Annotated in this window: 15 protein-coding genes; 10 read left to right on the top strand and 5 right to left on the bottom strand. The window is 73.5% G+C overall.

The window, feature by feature from the left end:
- Nucleotides 1-7 precede the first annotated feature (7 nt).
- A complete protein-coding gene (locus I6A60_RS23930) occupies nucleotides 8-889 on the bottom strand; it encodes a LysR family transcriptional regulator (protein WP_307873835.1) in 882 nt (293 codons plus the stop codon).
- A 424-nt stretch (nucleotides 890-1,313) separates the two neighbouring features.
- On the opposite strand from I6A60_RS23930, the gene I6A60_RS23925 reads away from it, so the two are divergent.
- The 3 genes from I6A60_RS23925 (at nucleotide 1,314) to I6A60_RS23915 (ending at nucleotide 4,001) form a co-directional block, all read left to right on the top strand.
- On the top strand, nucleotides 1,314-2,819 hold the full coding sequence (locus I6A60_RS23925) for an amidohydrolase/deacetylase family metallohydrolase (RefSeq protein ID WP_203021507.1): 1,506 nt from the start codon (nucleotides 1,314-1,316) through the stop codon (nucleotides 2,817-2,819).
- An 11-nt stretch (nucleotides 2,820-2,830) separates the two neighbouring features.
- Complete coding sequence (gene fdxA / locus I6A60_RS23920) at nucleotides 2,831-3,184, top strand: ferredoxin (protein WP_203021506.1); 354 nt, start codon at nucleotides 2,831-2,833, stop codon at nucleotides 3,182-3,184.
- Between the two features lie 94 nt (nucleotides 3,185-3,278).
- The gene (locus I6A60_RS23915; protein ID WP_203021505.1) at nucleotides 3,279-4,001 is read left to right on the top strand and encodes a hypothetical protein; all 723 of its coding nucleotides are present in this window, start codon (nucleotides 3,279-3,281) and stop codon (nucleotides 3,999-4,001) included.
- A gap of 186 nt (nucleotides 4,002-4,187) precedes the next feature.
- On the opposite strand, the gene I6A60_RS23910 is transcribed toward I6A60_RS23915, so the two are convergent.
- Complete coding sequence (locus I6A60_RS23910) at nucleotides 4,188-5,828, bottom strand: ATP-binding protein (RefSeq protein ID WP_203042418.1); 1,641 nt, start codon at nucleotides 5,826-5,828, stop codon at nucleotides 4,188-4,190.
- A 567-nt stretch (nucleotides 5,829-6,395) separates the two neighbouring features.
- Between I6A60_RS23910 and I6A60_RS23905 the strand changes: the two genes are divergently transcribed.
- Nucleotides 6,396-7,799, top strand: a complete 1,404-nt coding sequence (locus I6A60_RS23905; RefSeq protein WP_203021503.1) for an adenylate/guanylate cyclase domain-containing protein — start codon at nucleotides 6,396-6,398, stop codon at nucleotides 7,797-7,799.
- On the opposite strand, the gene I6A60_RS23900 is transcribed toward I6A60_RS23905, so the two are convergent.
- Complete coding sequence (locus I6A60_RS23900; RefSeq protein WP_203021513.1) at nucleotides 7,757-8,512, bottom strand: SDR family NAD(P)-dependent oxidoreductase; 756 nt, start codon at nucleotides 8,510-8,512, stop codon at nucleotides 7,757-7,759. The genes I6A60_RS23905 and I6A60_RS23900 overlap by 43 nt on opposite strands.
- A 414-nt stretch (nucleotides 8,513-8,926) precedes the next feature.
- Here I6A60_RS23900 and I6A60_RS23895 point away from each other — a divergent pair, with 414 nt between their 5' ends.
- Nucleotides 8,927-9,343, top strand: coding sequence for a hypothetical protein (locus I6A60_RS23895; protein WP_203021502.1), 417 nt, complete (start codon nucleotides 8,927-8,929; stop codon nucleotides 9,341-9,343).
- 36 nt (nucleotides 9,344-9,379) lie between these two features.
- Here the strand turns inward: I6A60_RS23895 and I6A60_RS23890 are convergent, their stop codons facing one another.
- Nucleotides 9,380-10,303: an LLM class F420-dependent oxidoreductase gene (locus I6A60_RS23890; RefSeq protein ID WP_203021501.1), complete on the bottom strand. Its 924-nt coding sequence runs from the start codon at nucleotides 10,301-10,303 to the stop codon at nucleotides 9,380-9,382.
- A gap of 292 nt (nucleotides 10,304-10,595) precedes the next feature.
- Here I6A60_RS23890 and I6A60_RS23885 point away from each other — a divergent pair, with 292 nt between their 5' ends.
- On the top strand, nucleotides 10,596-11,846 hold the full coding sequence (locus tag I6A60_RS23885) for a YncE family protein (protein ID WP_203021500.1): 1,251 nt from the start codon (nucleotides 10,596-10,598) through the stop codon (nucleotides 11,844-11,846).
- Nucleotides 11,847-11,953: 107 nt separating this feature from the next.
- Nucleotides 11,954-12,715: an SDR family NAD(P)-dependent oxidoreductase gene (locus I6A60_RS23880; protein WP_013427822.1), complete on the top strand. Its 762-nt coding sequence runs from the start codon at nucleotides 11,954-11,956 to the stop codon at nucleotides 12,713-12,715.
- Between the two features lie 22 nt (nucleotides 12,716-12,737).
- On the opposite strand, the gene I6A60_RS23875 is transcribed toward I6A60_RS23880, so the two are convergent.
- Complete coding sequence (locus I6A60_RS23875) at nucleotides 12,738-13,616, bottom strand: TIGR03854 family LLM class F420-dependent oxidoreductase (protein ID WP_203042575.1); 879 nt, start codon at nucleotides 13,614-13,616, stop codon at nucleotides 12,738-12,740.
- Between the two features lie 215 nt (nucleotides 13,617-13,831).
- On the opposite strand from I6A60_RS23875, the gene I6A60_RS42920 reads away from it, so the two are divergent.
- The 3 genes from I6A60_RS42920 (at nucleotide 13,832) to I6A60_RS23865 (ending at nucleotide 16,614) form a co-directional block, all read left to right on the top strand.
- Nucleotides 13,832-13,960 (top strand): hypothetical protein, encoded by a 129-nt coding sequence (locus I6A60_RS42920; protein ID WP_255545252.1) that lies wholly within the window; start codon nucleotides 13,832-13,834, stop codon nucleotides 13,958-13,960.
- A complete protein-coding gene (locus I6A60_RS23870; protein WP_203021499.1) occupies nucleotides 13,957-14,490 on the top strand; it encodes a hypothetical protein in 534 nt (177 codons plus the stop codon). Before I6A60_RS42920 ends, I6A60_RS23870 begins: the two co-directional genes overlap by 4 nt.
- Nucleotides 14,491-14,754: 264 nt before the next feature.
- A complete protein-coding gene (locus I6A60_RS23865; protein WP_203021498.1) occupies nucleotides 14,755-16,614 on the top strand; it encodes a hypothetical protein in 1,860 nt (619 codons plus the stop codon).
- The last annotated feature ends 1 nt before the right edge of the window (nucleotide 16,615 follow it).

Genomic DNA, 16,615 nt, shown 5'->3' with positions numbered 1-16,615 from the left:
GCCGAGATCAGGGCGCCGCGGGCGGATGCACGAGCCCCGGGACCTGCAGCGTGCTGAACAGGTCAAGGAAGGCGGCCGCGGCCGGCGGGAAGGCCGTGCGCGCGTAACCCACGACGGCGACGACCGGCGCGTCCGCCAGCCGCACCCGATGGGCCGCGAGATCCGCGCGCACCGCGGCGTCGGGCACCAGCGCCACGCCGAGCCCGGCGGCCGCGAGCCGCGCGGCGGCGTCGACCGTGCGGGTCTCGACGGCGGTCCGCGGGGTGAAACCGGCGGCCCCGCAGGCTTCCAGTACCAGCGTCCGTAGGCCATGCCCTGGCGCGTACAGCACCCAGTCGACGGCGGCGAACGCGCGAAGCGGCACCCCGGCCGTCCCGGCCCGCGGGTCGCTCGCGGGCACGACCAGCGCGTAGCGCTCGTCCCCGAGAAAGCGCACCGGCCCGGCCCAGTCCGGCGGTCGGGCGCCGATCGCGAGGTCGGCCCGGCCCTCGGCCATGAACTCCTCCAGGCCGAGCCGGTCCGGGAACTCGGTCAGCCGCGGCGGCACGTCCGGGAAGCGATCCCGGAAGCGCGCGATCGCGTCCGGCAGCACCCAGGTCGCGAGCGAGGTCAGCGTGGCGATGTGCAGCGTGCCGCCGTCCAGGCCGGCGGCCGCGCGCGCTCGGATGACCGCGGTGCCGGCGTCGGCGAGCAGGCCGCGGGCGGCGTCGAGGAAGGCCCGGCCGGCCGGCGTGAGCCGCGCGCCCCGGCTGGAGCGCTCCAGCAGCTCGGCGCCGAGCTGCCGTTCCAGGGCCCGGATCTGCTGGGACAGCGACGGTTGGGCGACCAGCAGCCGGGCCGCCGCCGCGGTGAAGGACCGCTCCTCGGCGACGGCGACGAAGTAGGCCACCTGCCGTAGATCCAGCCACGGCTGCCGGGGCCCCGGGCCGGTCGGCTTCGGGGCCGCGGCCGGACCGGTGGGCCCAGGACCGCCCGCCTTTGAGTCCCGTGGGGCATCCATAGGAGTTTTCTATAGCTCCAGGTGGGTTTGCGTCTTGGACCTCGGGTCAGGAAGAAGAGACGATGACCGTGGTGACTCGCGACGAAGCGAGCGCCCACGATCACCGGTCTGACAGCTCACCGGTCTGGCAACTCACCGGCCTGACAGATCACCCGCCTGGCAACGACGCCGTGGCTCGCCACACAACCGGTGTTCCCGCCAGCCTCCGCCTGTCCCGGTCGGCCATGGGCACCAGCACCTCGTTCGCAGTCCAGGGCTGTCCGGCCGTGCCGAGACCCGGCCAGGCCAGCCCCGCGGGTTTGATCGGAGACAGATGCGCGACCCGAACCTCCCGGCCGGATCCCCTCAGTCCGCCCCCGGCGACGCGACGGGCGTCACCGTCCTCGCCGGCGGCCGAGTGATCGACCCGGCGAGCCGCTTCGACGGGATCGCGGACGTGGTCTGCGCGAACGGCAGGATCGTCGCGGTCGGACCGGGCGCGGGAGCCGCCTATGCGGCGCCGGGCGCCACGGCCGCCCCCGGTGTCATGGCCGCACCCGCCACCACAGCGGCCTCGGCGGTGTCCCGACCCCCCGCGGGGCCCGTCGAGGTCATCGACTGCACCGGCCTGGTCGTCACCCCGGGCCTCATCGACCTCCATGTGCACGTGTACCCCGGCCTCGGCGACTTCTGCGTCCACCCGGACCGGGCCGGCGTCGAGGTCGGCGTCCCGGTCGTCGTCGACGGCGGCACCTCGGGCGTGCGGACGCTGGGCATCTCCCGGGCGTTCGCGCAGGGCCCGGGGGTGCGGACCAGGGTGCTCGCCTTCATGGACCCGTGCCTGCTCTACCTGGCGACGAAGGACTTCATCGCGCACCGCCTGGAGATCGCCAACGACCCGCGCAACCTCGACCTGGACGCCGCAGCGGCGGCCGTCGAGGAGAACCGGGACTACGTCATCGGCTTCAAGGTCCGCGCGACGACCACCGAGGACGACCGGGTCTCGCCGTTCCTGGAAGGCGCCAAGTCCATCGCGGGCGACCTGCCGATCATGATCCATCTTGGCAAGTATCCGTACACGAAGAGCCTGACGAACCTGGACGCGCTGGCGGCGCTGCGCCCCGGCGACATCGTCACGCACGCCTTCCGCGGCCACTCGGGCGCGCTGGTGAACGGCGCGCCCGGCGGCGACTCCGGCGGGGCCGGGCGTCCCGCGGCCGACCAGGTCGCCGTGCACCCGGTGTTCGCCGACGCGGTCGCCCGGGGGGTCCGGCTCGACCTGGGCCACTCCGGCTCGGACTTCCGGTTCGCCGCCGCCCGGGCACTGCTGGACCTCGGCTACGCACCGGACACGATCAGCACCGACCTGAACCTCTTCAACGAGGACGGCCCGGTCTACTCGCTGCCGGAGACACTGTCGAAGATCTGGGCCCTCGGCGTCCCACTCGCCGACGTGATCGCGATGGCGACGGTCAACTCCGCCGCGTCGATCCGCCGCTCGGACGTGCTGGGGACCCTCGGCGTCGGCCGGGCCGCCGAGGTGAGCGTGCTGCGGGTCGACGAGGGGCCGGCCGCGTTCTCCGACGGCTTCGAGACGGTGGCCGGCAATCGCCGGCTTGCCCCCGTCGGCTGCGTGCGCGGTGGCACCTGGATCGAGGCGACCGGACCGTTCAGCCGGGCGGCGGTAGCGGCCGCCGAGGCGCGCGCCGGGGCCGAGGCGGACGCGGCGGGGCTGCCCCGCCGCCGGGCCGGCAGCGCCGCGGCCGAGGCCGCCGCCGAGTCCGCCCGCTTCGGGATGCCCGCCGGAGCCGGCCCGGCGCTGACCTCCCAGGCCCGGTAGGCGCGCCGGTTATGGCCTACGTGATCGGGGCCGCGTGCGTCGACATCATGGACCAGTCCTGCGTGGAGGACTGTCCGATCGACTGCATCTACACCGGCGCGCGCAAGCTCTACATCCACCCGGAGGAGTGCATCGACTGCGGTGCCTGCGCCCGCAGCTGCCCGGTCGACGCGATCAGCTGGGACCGCGACCTCGACCCGGCCGACCCGGACACCGCCCACATCCAGGACGCGGCGTCGTTCTTCTACCAGCCGCTGCCCGGGCAGCCGGCGCCGCTGCGGGAGCCGGGCGGCGCGGCCGGCCTCGGCCCGGTCGGCGTCGACACGGCGCTCATCATGGCCATTCCGGCGCAGGGCGAGCGATGAGGCGCCCCGCCACGAGGTTGGCCCCTGACCTTCCCCACGGTTCCGCCGTCGCGGCGACCGTGGGAACGGACCCGACGGCAGCGAGGACGCAACGGTGAGCGCGGTACGGACGAGCGGCGAGAACGGACGGCCGCCGGGCTCGACGGCGCCGAACAGGTTCTACGACGCCCTGGTGACCACCATCGAGCAGGCCCGCGCGGCACTGCCCGACGAGGAGGCCACGTTCTTCAACCGCCCGATGAGCGAGCCCGAGCTGATCGAGTGGCTGTGCTTCCAGGCCTACTACGAGAAGCGCGCGGCCGAGTTCATCGGGCGATGGCTGGCCGACACCCCGGAACTCGACGCGTTCACACTGCTCGCCCGGCAGGTGCGCGACGAGGCGCGGCACTACCAGCTGCTGATGCGGGCGCTCGACCGGCGCGGCGTCTCCTCCCTGGACCGGTGGAAGCCGGAGCCCGAGTGGGAGGAGTGGATCGACGGCTGGTACCCGTCCGGGGCGGACACGATCGAACGGGTCGCGGCGCACAATGTCACCGGCGAGATCGGCGCGGCGAACGCCATGCTCGCGGTGAAGCCCCGGCTGCCGGCCGATGTCGCCGCGGCGATCGACAAGATCCTTCCGGACGAGCAGTTCCACATGAGGCTCGGCCGGACGGTGCTCGCCCGGTACTGCGTCAGCGACGAGGCCCGGGAACGCGTCCGCCACCGCGCGCGGCGCACCTTCGAGCTGGAGCAGGCCGGTCGCGCGGCCTACAACCGGCGGATGTCCACCCTCGGCCTGGCCGACCTCGACGCCGCCACCCCACCCCTGGCCTGACCCGGCCCAGCCCCGCCCGGCCCGCCGGGATCCGGCCTGGCCTCGTCCCGAGACGGCCCAGCCTCGTCCCGAGATCAGCAAGATCGCTGTTTTAGCCCTCGTGTGGCTGTAACAGCAGCGGTTTTGCGACCATGGGAGGGCCGAAACAGCGATCAAGCCACCGGGCAGGCGTCGCCGGGCCCCGCGCTAGGAGCGGGTCGTCCGCGAGATCGCGGGCGGTGGCAGACCGTGCGGCCGGCGGACCGCGGACGGCCTCGTGGTGGCACCACCGTCAGGACAGAGCGCTTCCGGACGAAGCCCGTCCGAACGCAGCCCTTCCGTACGCGAGCCGTCCGAACGGTGGTGGTAGGCCCACGGGCCGTCCGGGCCGGAGATCTCGGGACTGGCAGCCGGAGCCGGGGTGGGCTGGTCGACGGCGGGCAGCAGCAGGCTGACGGTGGTGCCGACGCCGACGGTCGAGCAGAGCTGGACCTCACCGCCGGCCTCGGTGACGACCTCCCGCACGACCGCGAGGCCGAGGCCGGTGCCGCGGTCCGCGGGCTTGGTGGTGAAGAACGGCTCGAAGGCGCGGGCTCTGGTCGCCGGGGTCATCCCGTCACCGGTGTCGGAGATCCAGACGCCGACGTGGCGCCGACCGGGCCGCTCCACCTCGGCGGGTGGGCCTCCGGCGGGGTGGCGATGCGGGTGGGGGTACCAGACGGGCGCGCCGGCGCCGAACCCGGCCGCCGCGGCAGGGATGGCGGGGGCCGGGAAGCCTGCGGGGGCCGGGAAGCCTGCGGGGGTCGGGCTGTGCTCGTCGCACAGCATGACGTTGCCCGTGGTCACGGTCAGCGTGCCACCGCGCGGCATCGCGTCCCGGGCGTTCATCGCCAGGTTGACGATCGCCTGCTCCAGCCGCGCCGGATCGGCACGCACCCGCCAGAGGGTGTCGTCGAGCTCGATCCGCAGTTCGATCCGCGCGCCGAGCGGGCGGCGCAACATCGCCACGGTCTCGCGCAGGACCGTGTTCACGTCGATCGGCCCGACCAGGAGGGGCTGGCGCCGTACCGCGGCCAGCAACTCCGCCGCGAGCTCGGCGGCCCGCTCGCCGGCGCGCTGGATCTGGGCCACGTCCCGCCGCACCGCGTCCCAGCCACCGGGGACCCCGCGGGCGTCCACCCGTGGCGACGCGGCCCCACCCCCATCGGCCGACCCGCCGGCACCGTCTGAACCGACGACACCGTCTGAACCGACGACACCGACCGAACCGCCGACACCGACCGAACCGCCGACACCTGCCGAGCCGATGCCGTTACCGCCACCGGCCGAGCCGACGCCGTCACCGGCACCCGCCGGACCGGCCGGGTCGACGCCGTGCCCCCGTCCGTCGTCGAGCGCGTCGGCGACGAAGTCGGCGTAGTTCCTGATGACCGAGAGCAGGTTGTTGATGTCGTGCGCGACGGTGCCGGTCAGCTGCCGCAGGCTCTCGAACCGCTCGAGCGCACTCAGCTCGCCGGCCCGGGCCGCCACCGCGGCGGCTGGCGCCACGCCGCGCTGCCGAGGGCCCGTGGACGGTGCCCCGCCGGCCCGCGGGACGGTCCCCAGCTGGACGGTCGCCGCCTGGACCGTCGCGGACCGGGCGACGGTCCCCGGCACGGCCGAGGTCGTCATGACCGCGGCCGGCGGCGCCACCGGCGGCCAGACGTTCGACGGGTCCGGATAGGACGGATGGTCGACGGGAAGGCCGAGATGCCACTCGGCGGCCGGGCGGCCCTCGGGTGGGTGCATGGCCCGCGGCCGCGGGGCCGTCGGAAGGGACGCGGCGGTGGCGTCCGGCTCGCTGCTCATGTCACCCCCCATGCGGTGTCGGTCCGCGCGAGCCAACCGGCAACGCTCAACTCGCGGTCCAAGCCCTGGACGATCTCCCGATGCGCGTGCCTCCGCTGCCTGGACAAAGCCCCCGCGTCGGAGAGGATCACGCCCCCGGCACCGCGATGCGTGCCGGAGCGTACCGCGCTCGCTACGCCGAAGCGTGGCCACGCGAACAGCTACCCAGCCGATCCCGAGCCACCATGGCGACCAGCGGCCGCCTGGCCACGCGGCGCACGGCGCACCCGTCCACCCGACCGCACGGCCGAGCGGGGCCGCACCCAATAAACCCGAACCGACTCACCTCGTCCAGATCATCCGAGCGGTGGTGGCGGGCCATCGGCGGCCAACCAGGAGCGTCACCGAATGCCCGGTCTCGCCCGATTCGCCGGAACAGCAAGGCCTCCGGGGCTACGCGGCGACCAAAAACGGGCGCCACGCCGATGGTCCTATGGACGCAAAGCCCGAGAAGGTGGTACTGGCACCACCGTGCCTGTGGGACCAGCCCCCTGTGCAGAGGGTCACCTCCCAGGCTGAACTAGCACCATGGAGCAGATCGGGGTTCTGCTGGCGGACGACAACCTGATCGTTCGTGCCGGGGTGCGGGCCTTGCTCGCCCGGGTGCCCGGGGTGTCCGTGGTCGGCGTCGCCGCCGACCGCGACGAGCTCGTCCGTCTTGCCCGCGAGCACCGACCACAGGTCGTGGTCACCGACATCCGGATGCCGCCGACCTTTTCCGACGAGGGCATCGAGGCCGCGCGGGAGATCCGGCGGCGCGCGCCTGGGACCGGCGTCGTGCTGCTGTCCCAGTACGACGAGCCGGAGTACGGGATCAGCCTGCTGGCCGGCGCCGACGCGGGTGGCTGCGCCTACCTGCTCAAGGAGCGGCTGGCCGACCCGGAGATCCTCGTTCGGGCGATCCGGGAGGTCGCGGCCGGCGCGGCGATGCTCGACCCGCGGATCGTGGCCGCGGTGCTCAGCCCGGTCCGGGACGCCGCCGACCTGACCGACGACCAGGAGCGACTGCTGCGCGAGGTCGCCGAGGGCCGTTCGATCCGGGCGATCGCCGACGGCCAGGGCGACACCCCGGCCGCCGTGAACGCCGCCATCGACGCTCTGCTGCTGCGGCTCGCCCATGGCGCCAGTGCCGGCCGGGCCGGCGCGCTGCGCCAGCTGCGGATGCTGCACGCCGCGATCGTGCGCCGCGACGAGCAGGGCGAGGCGCTGTCCCGGCTGCTGCCCGGGGGCCTGGCCGAGAAGCTGCGGGAGGACGCCAGCGCCGGGCAGGCCGCCGAACGGCTGACGGTCACCGTCCTGATGTCGGACATCCGGGGCTACACGACCATCGCCGAGCGCACCGACCCGATCGTGCTGGCGGGCCTGCTCGACGCGCACCGCCGCGAGATGAACGCGGCGATCCTCGCAGAGGAGGGAACGGTCCTGCAGTACGCCGGTGACGCCGTCATCGCCGTCTTCGGAGCGCCCTACCCGCAGGACGACCATCAGACCCGGGCGACGCGGGCCGCGACCGCGATGCAGGCCCGCCAGCGCGCGCTGAACGCCCACTGGCGGCAGGAGGGCCTGACGCCTTTCGGGCTCGGGATCGGCATCAGCACTGGCGAGGTGGCCGCCGCGCTGCTCGGCTCGGAGGCCCGCCGCGAGTACACGCTCGTCGGCGACACGATGAACCTCGCTGCCCGGCTGCAGGCCTTTGCCCATGCGGGTCAGATCGTGCTCTCCGAGCCGACGGTCACCGCGCTGCGCGGCCCGCTGGCCGCCATGCTCGCGCCGCTGCCCCCGATGACCGTGAAGGGCCGCGCCGGGTCCGTCCACGCGTACCTGCTGGACGCGCCGGCCGTGGTTCCCGTCGCGTCGGCCGGGATACGGGGTGTGACGGCACCGGTGGGTCAGCGGCCGCCGCTGAGGTCGAGAAGGGCCGCGGTGGCGTAGGAAGAGGACTCGGGCAGGCAGAACCAGAGGATCGCCGCGGCGACCTCGGCGGGGGTGCCGGCCCGGCCGAGCGGGGCGTTCGGGCCGACCAGGGCGGCGCGATCGGGCTGGCCGCCGCTGGCGTGGATCTCGGTGTCGATGATCCCGGGCCGGACCGCGTTGACCCGGATGCCCTCGGCGGCGACCTCCTTGGCCAGACCGATCGTCATCGTGTCGACGGCCCCCTTGGACGCGGCGTAGTCGACGTACTCGCCGGGGCTGCCGAGCCGGGCGGCCACGGAGGACACGTTGACGATCGCGCCACCCGTCCCGCCGTAGCGCGTCGACATCCGGCGCACGGCGGCGCCCGCGCACAGGAAGGCGCCGACGACGTTGACCGCCAGCATCCGTTCCAGCCGCTCGGGCGACATCTCGTCGACGCGGGCGCGCCGGTCGACGATGCCGGCGTTGTTGACCAGGACCGAGACCGGGCCAAGCCGGTCGGCCGCGGCGAACAGGGCGGTGACGTCGGCGCTGGACGACACGTCGGCCCGCACGGCGACCGCCCGGGCACTCGCGGCCTCGCAGCGAGCCAGCACGCCGGCCGCGGCCTCGTCGTCGGTCCGGTAGCTCAGGCACAGGTCCCAGCCGTTCCTGGCCAGCTCGACCGCGATCGCCGCGCCGATCCCCCGGCTTCCGCCGGTCACCACCGCCACACCCCGCTGCGCCGGCATCGACTCGGCTCCGACCGTCACGCCGGCCTCCGTTCCGTCCGTCACGTCCCCGTCTGGCTCCCACGGCGGCGCGGGTCCGCCAGCAGCCTCCCATCTTTGGTGGCCGTCGCCGGGATGGTCCGGCCAGCGGCTTCACGATCGGGCCACGCGCCGTGCTCCGAGGCCGCCGGACGGGGCCTTCCGGCCCGGCGGGCATGAGACTTTCTGCCGTCGTATCAGTGGAAGCCGCGCGTCTGACGCCTTTCGGTGCGGGTATGGACCCACGAGGGATGCGGAACTACCTCCCCCGGGCCCCGCTAGGAGGCACGGAAGCAGGTTCTTTCACGCTTCCTTCGACATAGGGCTTCCCCTTACCTATGAGGCACGTCACAATCGGCCAAAGCAGGTCGGACGGCGCAACCCGAGGAGGAGGCCGTGGAGCAGGCCCAGGACCGGTCCGTCGCGACCACGGTCGCGACCGGCAGCAGTGTGATTGTGGGTCTGCGTGTGGGCGACCCAGGCGAGCTCGCCGATGTCCTGCTCGCCGCCGAGCTCGCGGTGAGCACGGGCGCCAGGCTCGTGGTGGTCGCCGAGCGCGACCGCTGGGCGCGGTTCGCCCGCTGGACGTCCGGCATGTACTGCGCGTTCGGGATGGACGGGGTCGCCCAGGCGTCGCAGACCGCGGAACGGGCCGTCCAGGACGACCTCTACGAGCGGGTGGCCGGCGTGGTCGGGCTGGTGCCGGTGGACTGGACGCTGGTGTGGGCGTCGGGCTCCGCCACCCGGGCGGCGGTCCGCTATGCCCGACGCAACCCCACCGTCCTGGTCATGTTCCGGCCGCCCTGCCGGTAGCCGCCGAACCACGTCCGACGGCCCGGCCCGGCGGTCTCAGACCTGTGGCAGGACCTCGGCGGCGAGCAGCGCGATCTGGTCCAGGTCGTCCATGTCCAGGAGCTGCAGGTACAGGCGGTTGGCGCCGATCTTGGCGTACTCGCCGATGCGGGCGGTGATCTCCGCCGGCGTGCCGGCGAGGGCGTTCTCCTTCAGTTCCGGCACCTCGCGGCCGATCGTCGCGGCCCGCCGGGCGACCTCGGCGTCGTCCCGGCCGCAGCAGACCGTCAGCGCGACCGAGCGGGTGAGGCTGCCCGGGTCGCGGCCGATCTCCTCGCAGGACCGGCGTGTCCCGTCGAACAGCCGGGCCGCCTCCGCGACCGGCTGGAACGCTGCGTTGTACTCGTCGGCGAAGCGGGCGGCCAGTCGCGGCGTACGCACCGGGCCGAACCCGCCGACGATCACCGGCGGGCGTGGGGACTGGACCGGCTTCGGCAGCGCGGGGCTGTCGGTCACCGTGTAGTACCGGCCCTCGAAGCTGAACGTCTCCGTCGCGGTCCACAGGCCGGTGATGATCTCAAGCTGCTCGGCGAGCCGGTCGAACCGCTCGGCCAGCGGCGGGAACGGGATCGCGTAGGCCTTGTGCTCCGCCTCGTACCAGCCGGCGCCGAGGCCGAGCTCCACGCGTCCGCCGCTCATCTCGTCGACCTGAGCGACGGAGATCGCCAGCGGGCCCGGATAGCGGAACGTCGCGCTGGTCAGCATCGTGCCCAGCCGGATCCGGCTGGTCTCCCGGGCGAGGCCGGCGAGTGTCACCCAGGAGTCGGTCGGCCCGACGCCCGGGTCGCCGCCACCGATCCGCGCGTAGTGGTCGGAGCGGAAGAACGCGTCGAATCCGCCCTCCTCGGCGGCACGAGCGACGCCCAGCTGCTGGGCGTAGGTGTTGCCCTGCTGCGGCTCGACAAAGATCCGAAGGTCCATACTCCCTGCCTACCAGCAACCCGGCGGTTCGCGAAGCGGGCACATCCACCAGGTCTGCCCGCCAACAGCTTGCTCACACTAGGTTGGCAATCTGTCACTACAGGTTCGCGGCGGCGCCGCGGAGGGCAGGAAGCCTCCGCGCCGAGCGGGCCGCGCTCGGATGGCCAGACGGCGCCACTCCGGCGAAGGACCACGGCGAGCACCGGACCCCGGCGCGCCATGGCCAGACCTGCCCTGAGAGGCTCCCCGGCAAGAATCACGGCACTGGCGCTGCACGGAGGATGTGTTCCGCGTGAGATCCACGAGCTCAGCCCGCCTCGGCGGGCATCGCCGCGCGGCGGCCGCCGGCCCCGCGCCGACGCGCGCTGGGCGGCCCGGCCGTCGGATCCGGCCCGTCCCGGTGGCCGCGCTGCTGGCTGCCGTGCTGCTCGCGGCCGGATGCTCCAGCACCAGCGCGAACGCCGGCGGGGCCGCGACGTCCGACCCGATGGCCGGCATGAACATGACGACGACGATGCCGGCGCAGCTTCCGCCGGCCGCGACGCCGACCAGCGTCAACGTCTACTCCCACGACGGCGCGAACGCCCTGAGCCCGAACGTCGCCGGGCAGCGGCAGCTGGTGTACGTGCCGAACAGCGACCAGAACTCGGTGGACGTCATCGACCCGACGACGTTCAAGGTCATCGACCACTACGTCACCGGGAAGAACCCGCAGCACGTCGTGCCGGCCTGGGATCTGAAGACGCTGTACGTGACGAACGACCTGGCCAACAGCCTGACCCCGGTCGACCCGACGACCGGCAAGCCCAAGGGCCCGAACATCCCGGTCGACGACCCGTACAACATGTACTTCACCCCGGACGGAAAGTACGCGATCGTCGTCGCCGAGGCCCGCGAGCGGCTCGACTTCTACGACGCGCAGACCTGGCAGCTCGTCCACCAGGTGCACGTGGACTGCCCCGGGGTCGACCACATCGACTACTCAGCCGACGAGAGCTTCCTGGTCGCCACCTGCGAGTTCTCCGGGAAACTCGTCAAGATCGACTGGAAGACCTTCCAGGTGCTCGGCTACCTGACCATCGGCGGGATGCCGCAGGACATCAAGCTCGACCCGCAGGGTGAGGTCTTCTACGTCGCCGACATGCAGTCGAACGGCGTTCACCTGATCGACGCGAAGACCTTCACCAAGATCGGCTTCATGCCGACCGGCAAGGGGGCCCACGGCCTCTACCCGAGCCGGGACGCGAAGGTCCTCTACGTCTCCAACCGGGGCGAGGGCTCGATCTCACTGATCGACTTCGCGACCCGCAGGATCGTCGGTCGCTGGCAGATCCCCGGCGGCGGCAGCCCCGACATGGGCGGCGTCTCGGCCGACGGCAGCGTGCTGTGGCTGTCCGGCCGCTACAACCGCGAGGTCTACGCCATCTCGACGGCGGACGGGCATCTGCTCGCGCGCATCCCGGTCGGCGCCGGCCCGCACGGCATGTCTGTCTGGCCACAGCCCGGCCGCTACTCCCTCGGCCACACCGGCATCCTGCGCTGATCCAGGTTCGTCCAGCTGACCCGGGTTCGTCCACCCGAGCGCGGGGCCGGCCGTCGGCACTAGCCTGATGTCCGGCCCCGCGTCCGTTGTGTGCTGAGGGAGAACCTGTGTCCGTGCTCGACCGTTTCCGCCTGGACGGCAAGGTGGCCGTCGTGACCGGCGCGTCCGCCGGGCTGGGTGTCGCGTTCGCGAAGGCGCTGGCCGAGGCGGGCGCCGACGTGGCCCTGGGCGCCCGCCGGGTGGAGCGGCTCGAGGACACGAAGGCGGTCGTCGAGGCCGCCGGGCGCAAGGCGGTGGCCGTCCGAGCGGACGTCGCGGAGCCGGCCGACTGCCAGGCGCTCGTCGACGCGGCCCTCGCGGCCTTCGGCCGGGTCGACGTGCTGGTCAACAACGCCGGCGTCGGCACCGCCTACCCGGCGACCAGGGAGACCCCCGAGCAGTTCCGTCAGGTGATCGACGTCAACCTGAACGGCTGCTACTGGATGGCCCAGGCCTGCGGTCGGGTGATGAAGCCCGGCAGCAGCATCATCAACATCTCCAGCGTCCTGGGCCTGACCACCGCGGGCCTGCCGCAGGCGGCGTACTCGGCCAGCAAGGCGGGCCTGATCGGCCTGACCCGGGACCTGGCGCAGCAGTGGGGGGCGCGCCGCGGCATCCGGGTGAACGCCCTGGCCCCCGGCTTCTTCGCCTCGGAGATGACCGACCAGTACAAGCCCGGCTATCTGGAGGCCCAGATCCCGCGCGTCCTGCTGGGCCGCTCCGGCGACCCCGAGGAGCTCGCCGCCGCTCTGATCTTCCTGGCCAGCGACGCCGGCTCCTACACCACCGGCCAGGTCCTGACCGTCGACGGCGGCTTCACCGCCACCTAGCCCGACCCGCCCCGACGGGGCCTCAGGTCTCCAGTGGCTTGAGCTCGGTGGTGAAGGCGTCGAGGAAGGGCGGGAGGTCCTCGGGGCGGACGGCCGGGTAGAGGACGAACTTGCTGAACCCGACGGCGACGAACTCCTCGACCTTCGCCCGGATGGCGGCCCACCCGACCGGGAGGTACTCGGCCGGGTCGACCTCCGGCCGGCGCGCCCGCAGGGCCTTCAGGTCCGGCGCTGGCCCGTCGAGGGCGACCCGGATGCTGACGCCGAAATGCTCCGGGTCGACCGTGCGGCCCGCCTCGGCGGCCGCGGCGTTGACGGCGGCCAGCCCCGCGGCCGCCTCGGCCGGGGTGATGAAGCTCGGCAGCCAGCCGTCGCCGAGCCGGCCGACCCGGCGCAGCGCCTTCGGGCCGGAACCGCCGAGCCAGAGATCCAGCGGACGTTCCGGACGGTCGCCGAGCGCGAAGCCGTCCAGGTGGAAGAACTCGCCGTGGTGGGTGACGGAGGGCTCGGACAGCAGGCGGCGCACGACGACGAGCGACTCGTCGAAGACGTCGCCCCGCCGGCCGGCCGGGACCGGGAACGCCTCCCGCTCGGCCGGGCGGGCCGGGCCGAGGCCGACGACGGGTAGCACCCGCCGCGGGGCGAGCGCCGCCAGCGACGCGAGCTGCTTGGCGTAGACGACCGGATTGCGGCCCGGCAGCACGTTGACGGCGGTGCCAACCTTGAGCCGGTTCGTCCGGGCCAGCGCCCAGGCCATCCCCATCATCGGGTCGACCGCCCGGCTGGACAGCTGCTCGGACAGCCACAGCGAGTCCACGTCGACCTGGGCGATCTTCTTCACCAGCGCCGACAGCTCCGTGCCGGAGACCCCACCCAGTCCGATCCCGATCCTGACCTTCACAGCGCCCACCCTCCCGGTCGACCTCGACAGTGGTCAACCCGGCCCGGCCCCAGTCCATGCCGGCCCGGCCCGGTTCGATCGGCTCAACCCGGCTCGATCGGGTCGCTCGGCCCGGCTCGATCGGGTCGGCTCGAGCGGCGGGCGCTCGACGGTTTCCGTCGACCGGTTCATCGATCCGGGTTGACCACTACGGCCGCGCCACGGACCCTGGACGCATGGGTGACATCGGCAAGCCCGAGCGCATCGTCGAGGACGAGCCCATCTCGTGGCCGGACGAGGAGCCGTTGACGGTGCCGGCGTTGCCCGAGCGTGAGCCCGAGCCGGCGGTGGCGCCCGGGCGATGAGCCTGCTCGGGTGGCGGCAGTGGGCGGTGGACCGGGATGGTCTGCTGCGGCCCGCCTGGACGCCCTGGACGCCGTTCCCGGCCGGCCTGCTGCTGTGGCGCCCGGACGGGCTGACCCGGGCGTACTGCCTGCGTGACGCACATGCCCCCGGCGAGCCACCCGGCGCCGCCGTCGGTCCCATCACCGCGGTCTCGCGGCCGGACGACGGCACGCGCCAGCCGGACGACGGCGCACAGGGCGTGATCCCGGCCGACGGCTGCGTCTGCGGCCTCTACGCCTGGCGCGACCCGGAGACCCTCGCCGCGGCCCCGGTCCCGCGCTGGACCAGGCGTCCGATCGTCACGGGCGCGGTTCGACTGGGCGGGCGGGTCATCGTCGGCGAGCGCGGTTACCGCGCCGAGGTCGGGTACCCCGTCGCGATCCACGACCCGAACGGCGTCATCGCGCCCGCCTACCAGGTGGCCCGCTACCGCGACTGGCGCGCGCTGGTCGCCGAATGGCGACCGGAAGCACCGCCCACGGCGGCCTGACGCCCCTCCTGCGCGACACCGGGCGCAACAACAACCACGGATCTCCGGCCAGCGGCGCGTCCGCTCGGTTCCCACGCCTACCTGGCGAAACTCCGCCCATGCCGACAGTGGACCGATCTATGGCAGTGTGGGTGTTCGCATACCCAAAGCGACGATTACTCCAATACGGGTAAAGTGCCGGGCGGCGCGTCGACTTGACGACGCAGGGTGAAGCCGGATCTTCCGGCCGGCTCCGCCGGCGGCCCGGCTCCGTCAGGAGGACTCGTGTCGGCCACCGAGCAAGGCTCCGGCGTCGTCGCCCCCTTCCGGCTCGGCCGCGTCGGCTCGGACGATGCGCTGGGCGCTCCGGAGACCGGCGAGACCAGGCTCGGACGGGGTACCGACGGCGGGCTCCCGATAAGTGCCCGACACCGCCGGCACGCGCGGCGCCGGCTGCCACGCTGGCCACTCGTCTTCGCCGGCTACCTCGTGCTCGCCGCGGTGCTGCTGCGCTCCCTGTGGGCCGACCCGGGCGCCCGTGGCTACGGAGTGTCCGACGCGACGCTGTTCACCTGGTTCATCGGCTGGGTTCCGCACGCCGTGCTGCACGGGTCCAACCCCTTCGTCACGCACCTGCTGAACGCGCCGGACGGCGTCAACATCATGTGGAGCACCCCCGTGGTGCTGCTCGCCTTGTTGATCACGCCGGTGACGATGCTCGCCGGGCCCGTCGTCGCCCTCAACACGCTGCTGACGCTCGCGCCGGCCGTCTCGGCCATCGCGGCGTACGGCGCGGCCCGCCGGTGGGCCTCGACCTGGCCGGCGGCCGTCGCCGGGCTGCTCTACGGGTTCAGCCCGTACATGATCGGCGCGACCCGCGGCCACCTGCACCTGACGTTCGCACCGTTCCCGCCGCTGTTGCTGATGCTGCTCCACGACCTGTTCACCGGCCGCCGGTCGCCGCGGCGCACCGGGCTGTGGCTCGGGCTGCTGGTGGCCGCGCAGGCCCTCGTCAGTGAGGAGCTGCTGGCGACCGGGGCACTGATCGGCGGGCTGGGCGTGCTGATCGCCGCGGCGCGGAACCGGACCGCGGTTCGGGCCCAGGTCGGCCCGCTCGCGCGATCACTCGGCTGGTGCGCACTCGTCGCGGCGGTGCTGCTGGCCTGGCCGCTGTGGATCCAGTTCCGCGGGCCATACCGCGTCAGCGGCTCGATCCAGCCTCATGATGTGGCGGTCTCCGACCTGCTGACGTTCGCCGTCCCCACCTGGGCTCAGTGGCTGGCACCGAACCAGGCGCTGGCCCGCAGCCACCGGTTCACCGGCAACCCGGTGGAGGTCAGCGCGTACTTCGGCGTGCCGCTTCTCCTGCTGCTGGCCGCCCTGTCAGTGCGGCTGCGACGGGATCCGGTGGTGCGGGTGCTCACCCCGCTGTTCGCGATCGTCGTGGTGCTCTCGCTCGGCGGCCATCTGCACGTCGACGGCCGGATCACCAGGATCGTGCTGCCCTGGCTGCTCGCCGAGAAGCTACCGGTGATCGGCAACGCGTTGCCGTCCCGGCTGGCGCTCTACCTGACGCTGTTCGCCGGGCTGGCGCTGGCGATCTGGCTGGAGCAGGTCCGCCAGCGACCCGCGCCGCGGCGCGCGGGCGCCGCGGTACTCATCGCCGCCGTGCTGGTACCGCTGTTCCCCGCCCCGCTGCACGCCCACGAGATGCGCGCACCGACCTTCTTCACGACGGCCGCCGTACGCGTCATCCCGAACGGCGCGCGGGTGCTCGTCGCGCCCTACCCACGCCCGGACATCCCGGACGCGATGCTGTGGCAGGCCCAGGCGGGCTACCGGTTCGCCGTGGCGGGCTGCTACTGCACGGTGCCGGGCCCGGACGGGCGCTCCCAGTTCCACGGCAACGCCAGCCCGCTGACCACCGCGCTGCTGACGGTGGAGGCCGGCACGATGACGCCACGAGCCGCGCTCGCGCTGCCCGGGCTGCGCGAGGCCTACCGGAGGCTGCACCCGGACGCGGTGATCGTCGGTCCGGCCGACCACCACGCCGAGCTCATCGAGCTGGTCACAGGCCTGACCGGGCGTAGCCCGGTGGACGAGCCGGGTGGCGTCGCGCTGTGGCCGGAGTCCTTCCGGGTCTGAT

The organism is Frankia sp. AgB1.9 (assembly GCF_016786355.1).
Taxonomy (GTDB): domain Bacteria; phylum Actinomycetota; class Actinomycetes; order Frankiales; family Frankiaceae; genus Pseudofrankia.
Note: the sequence above shows the minus strand (reverse complement) of the source record. Positions and strands in the feature narration are given on the sequence as shown.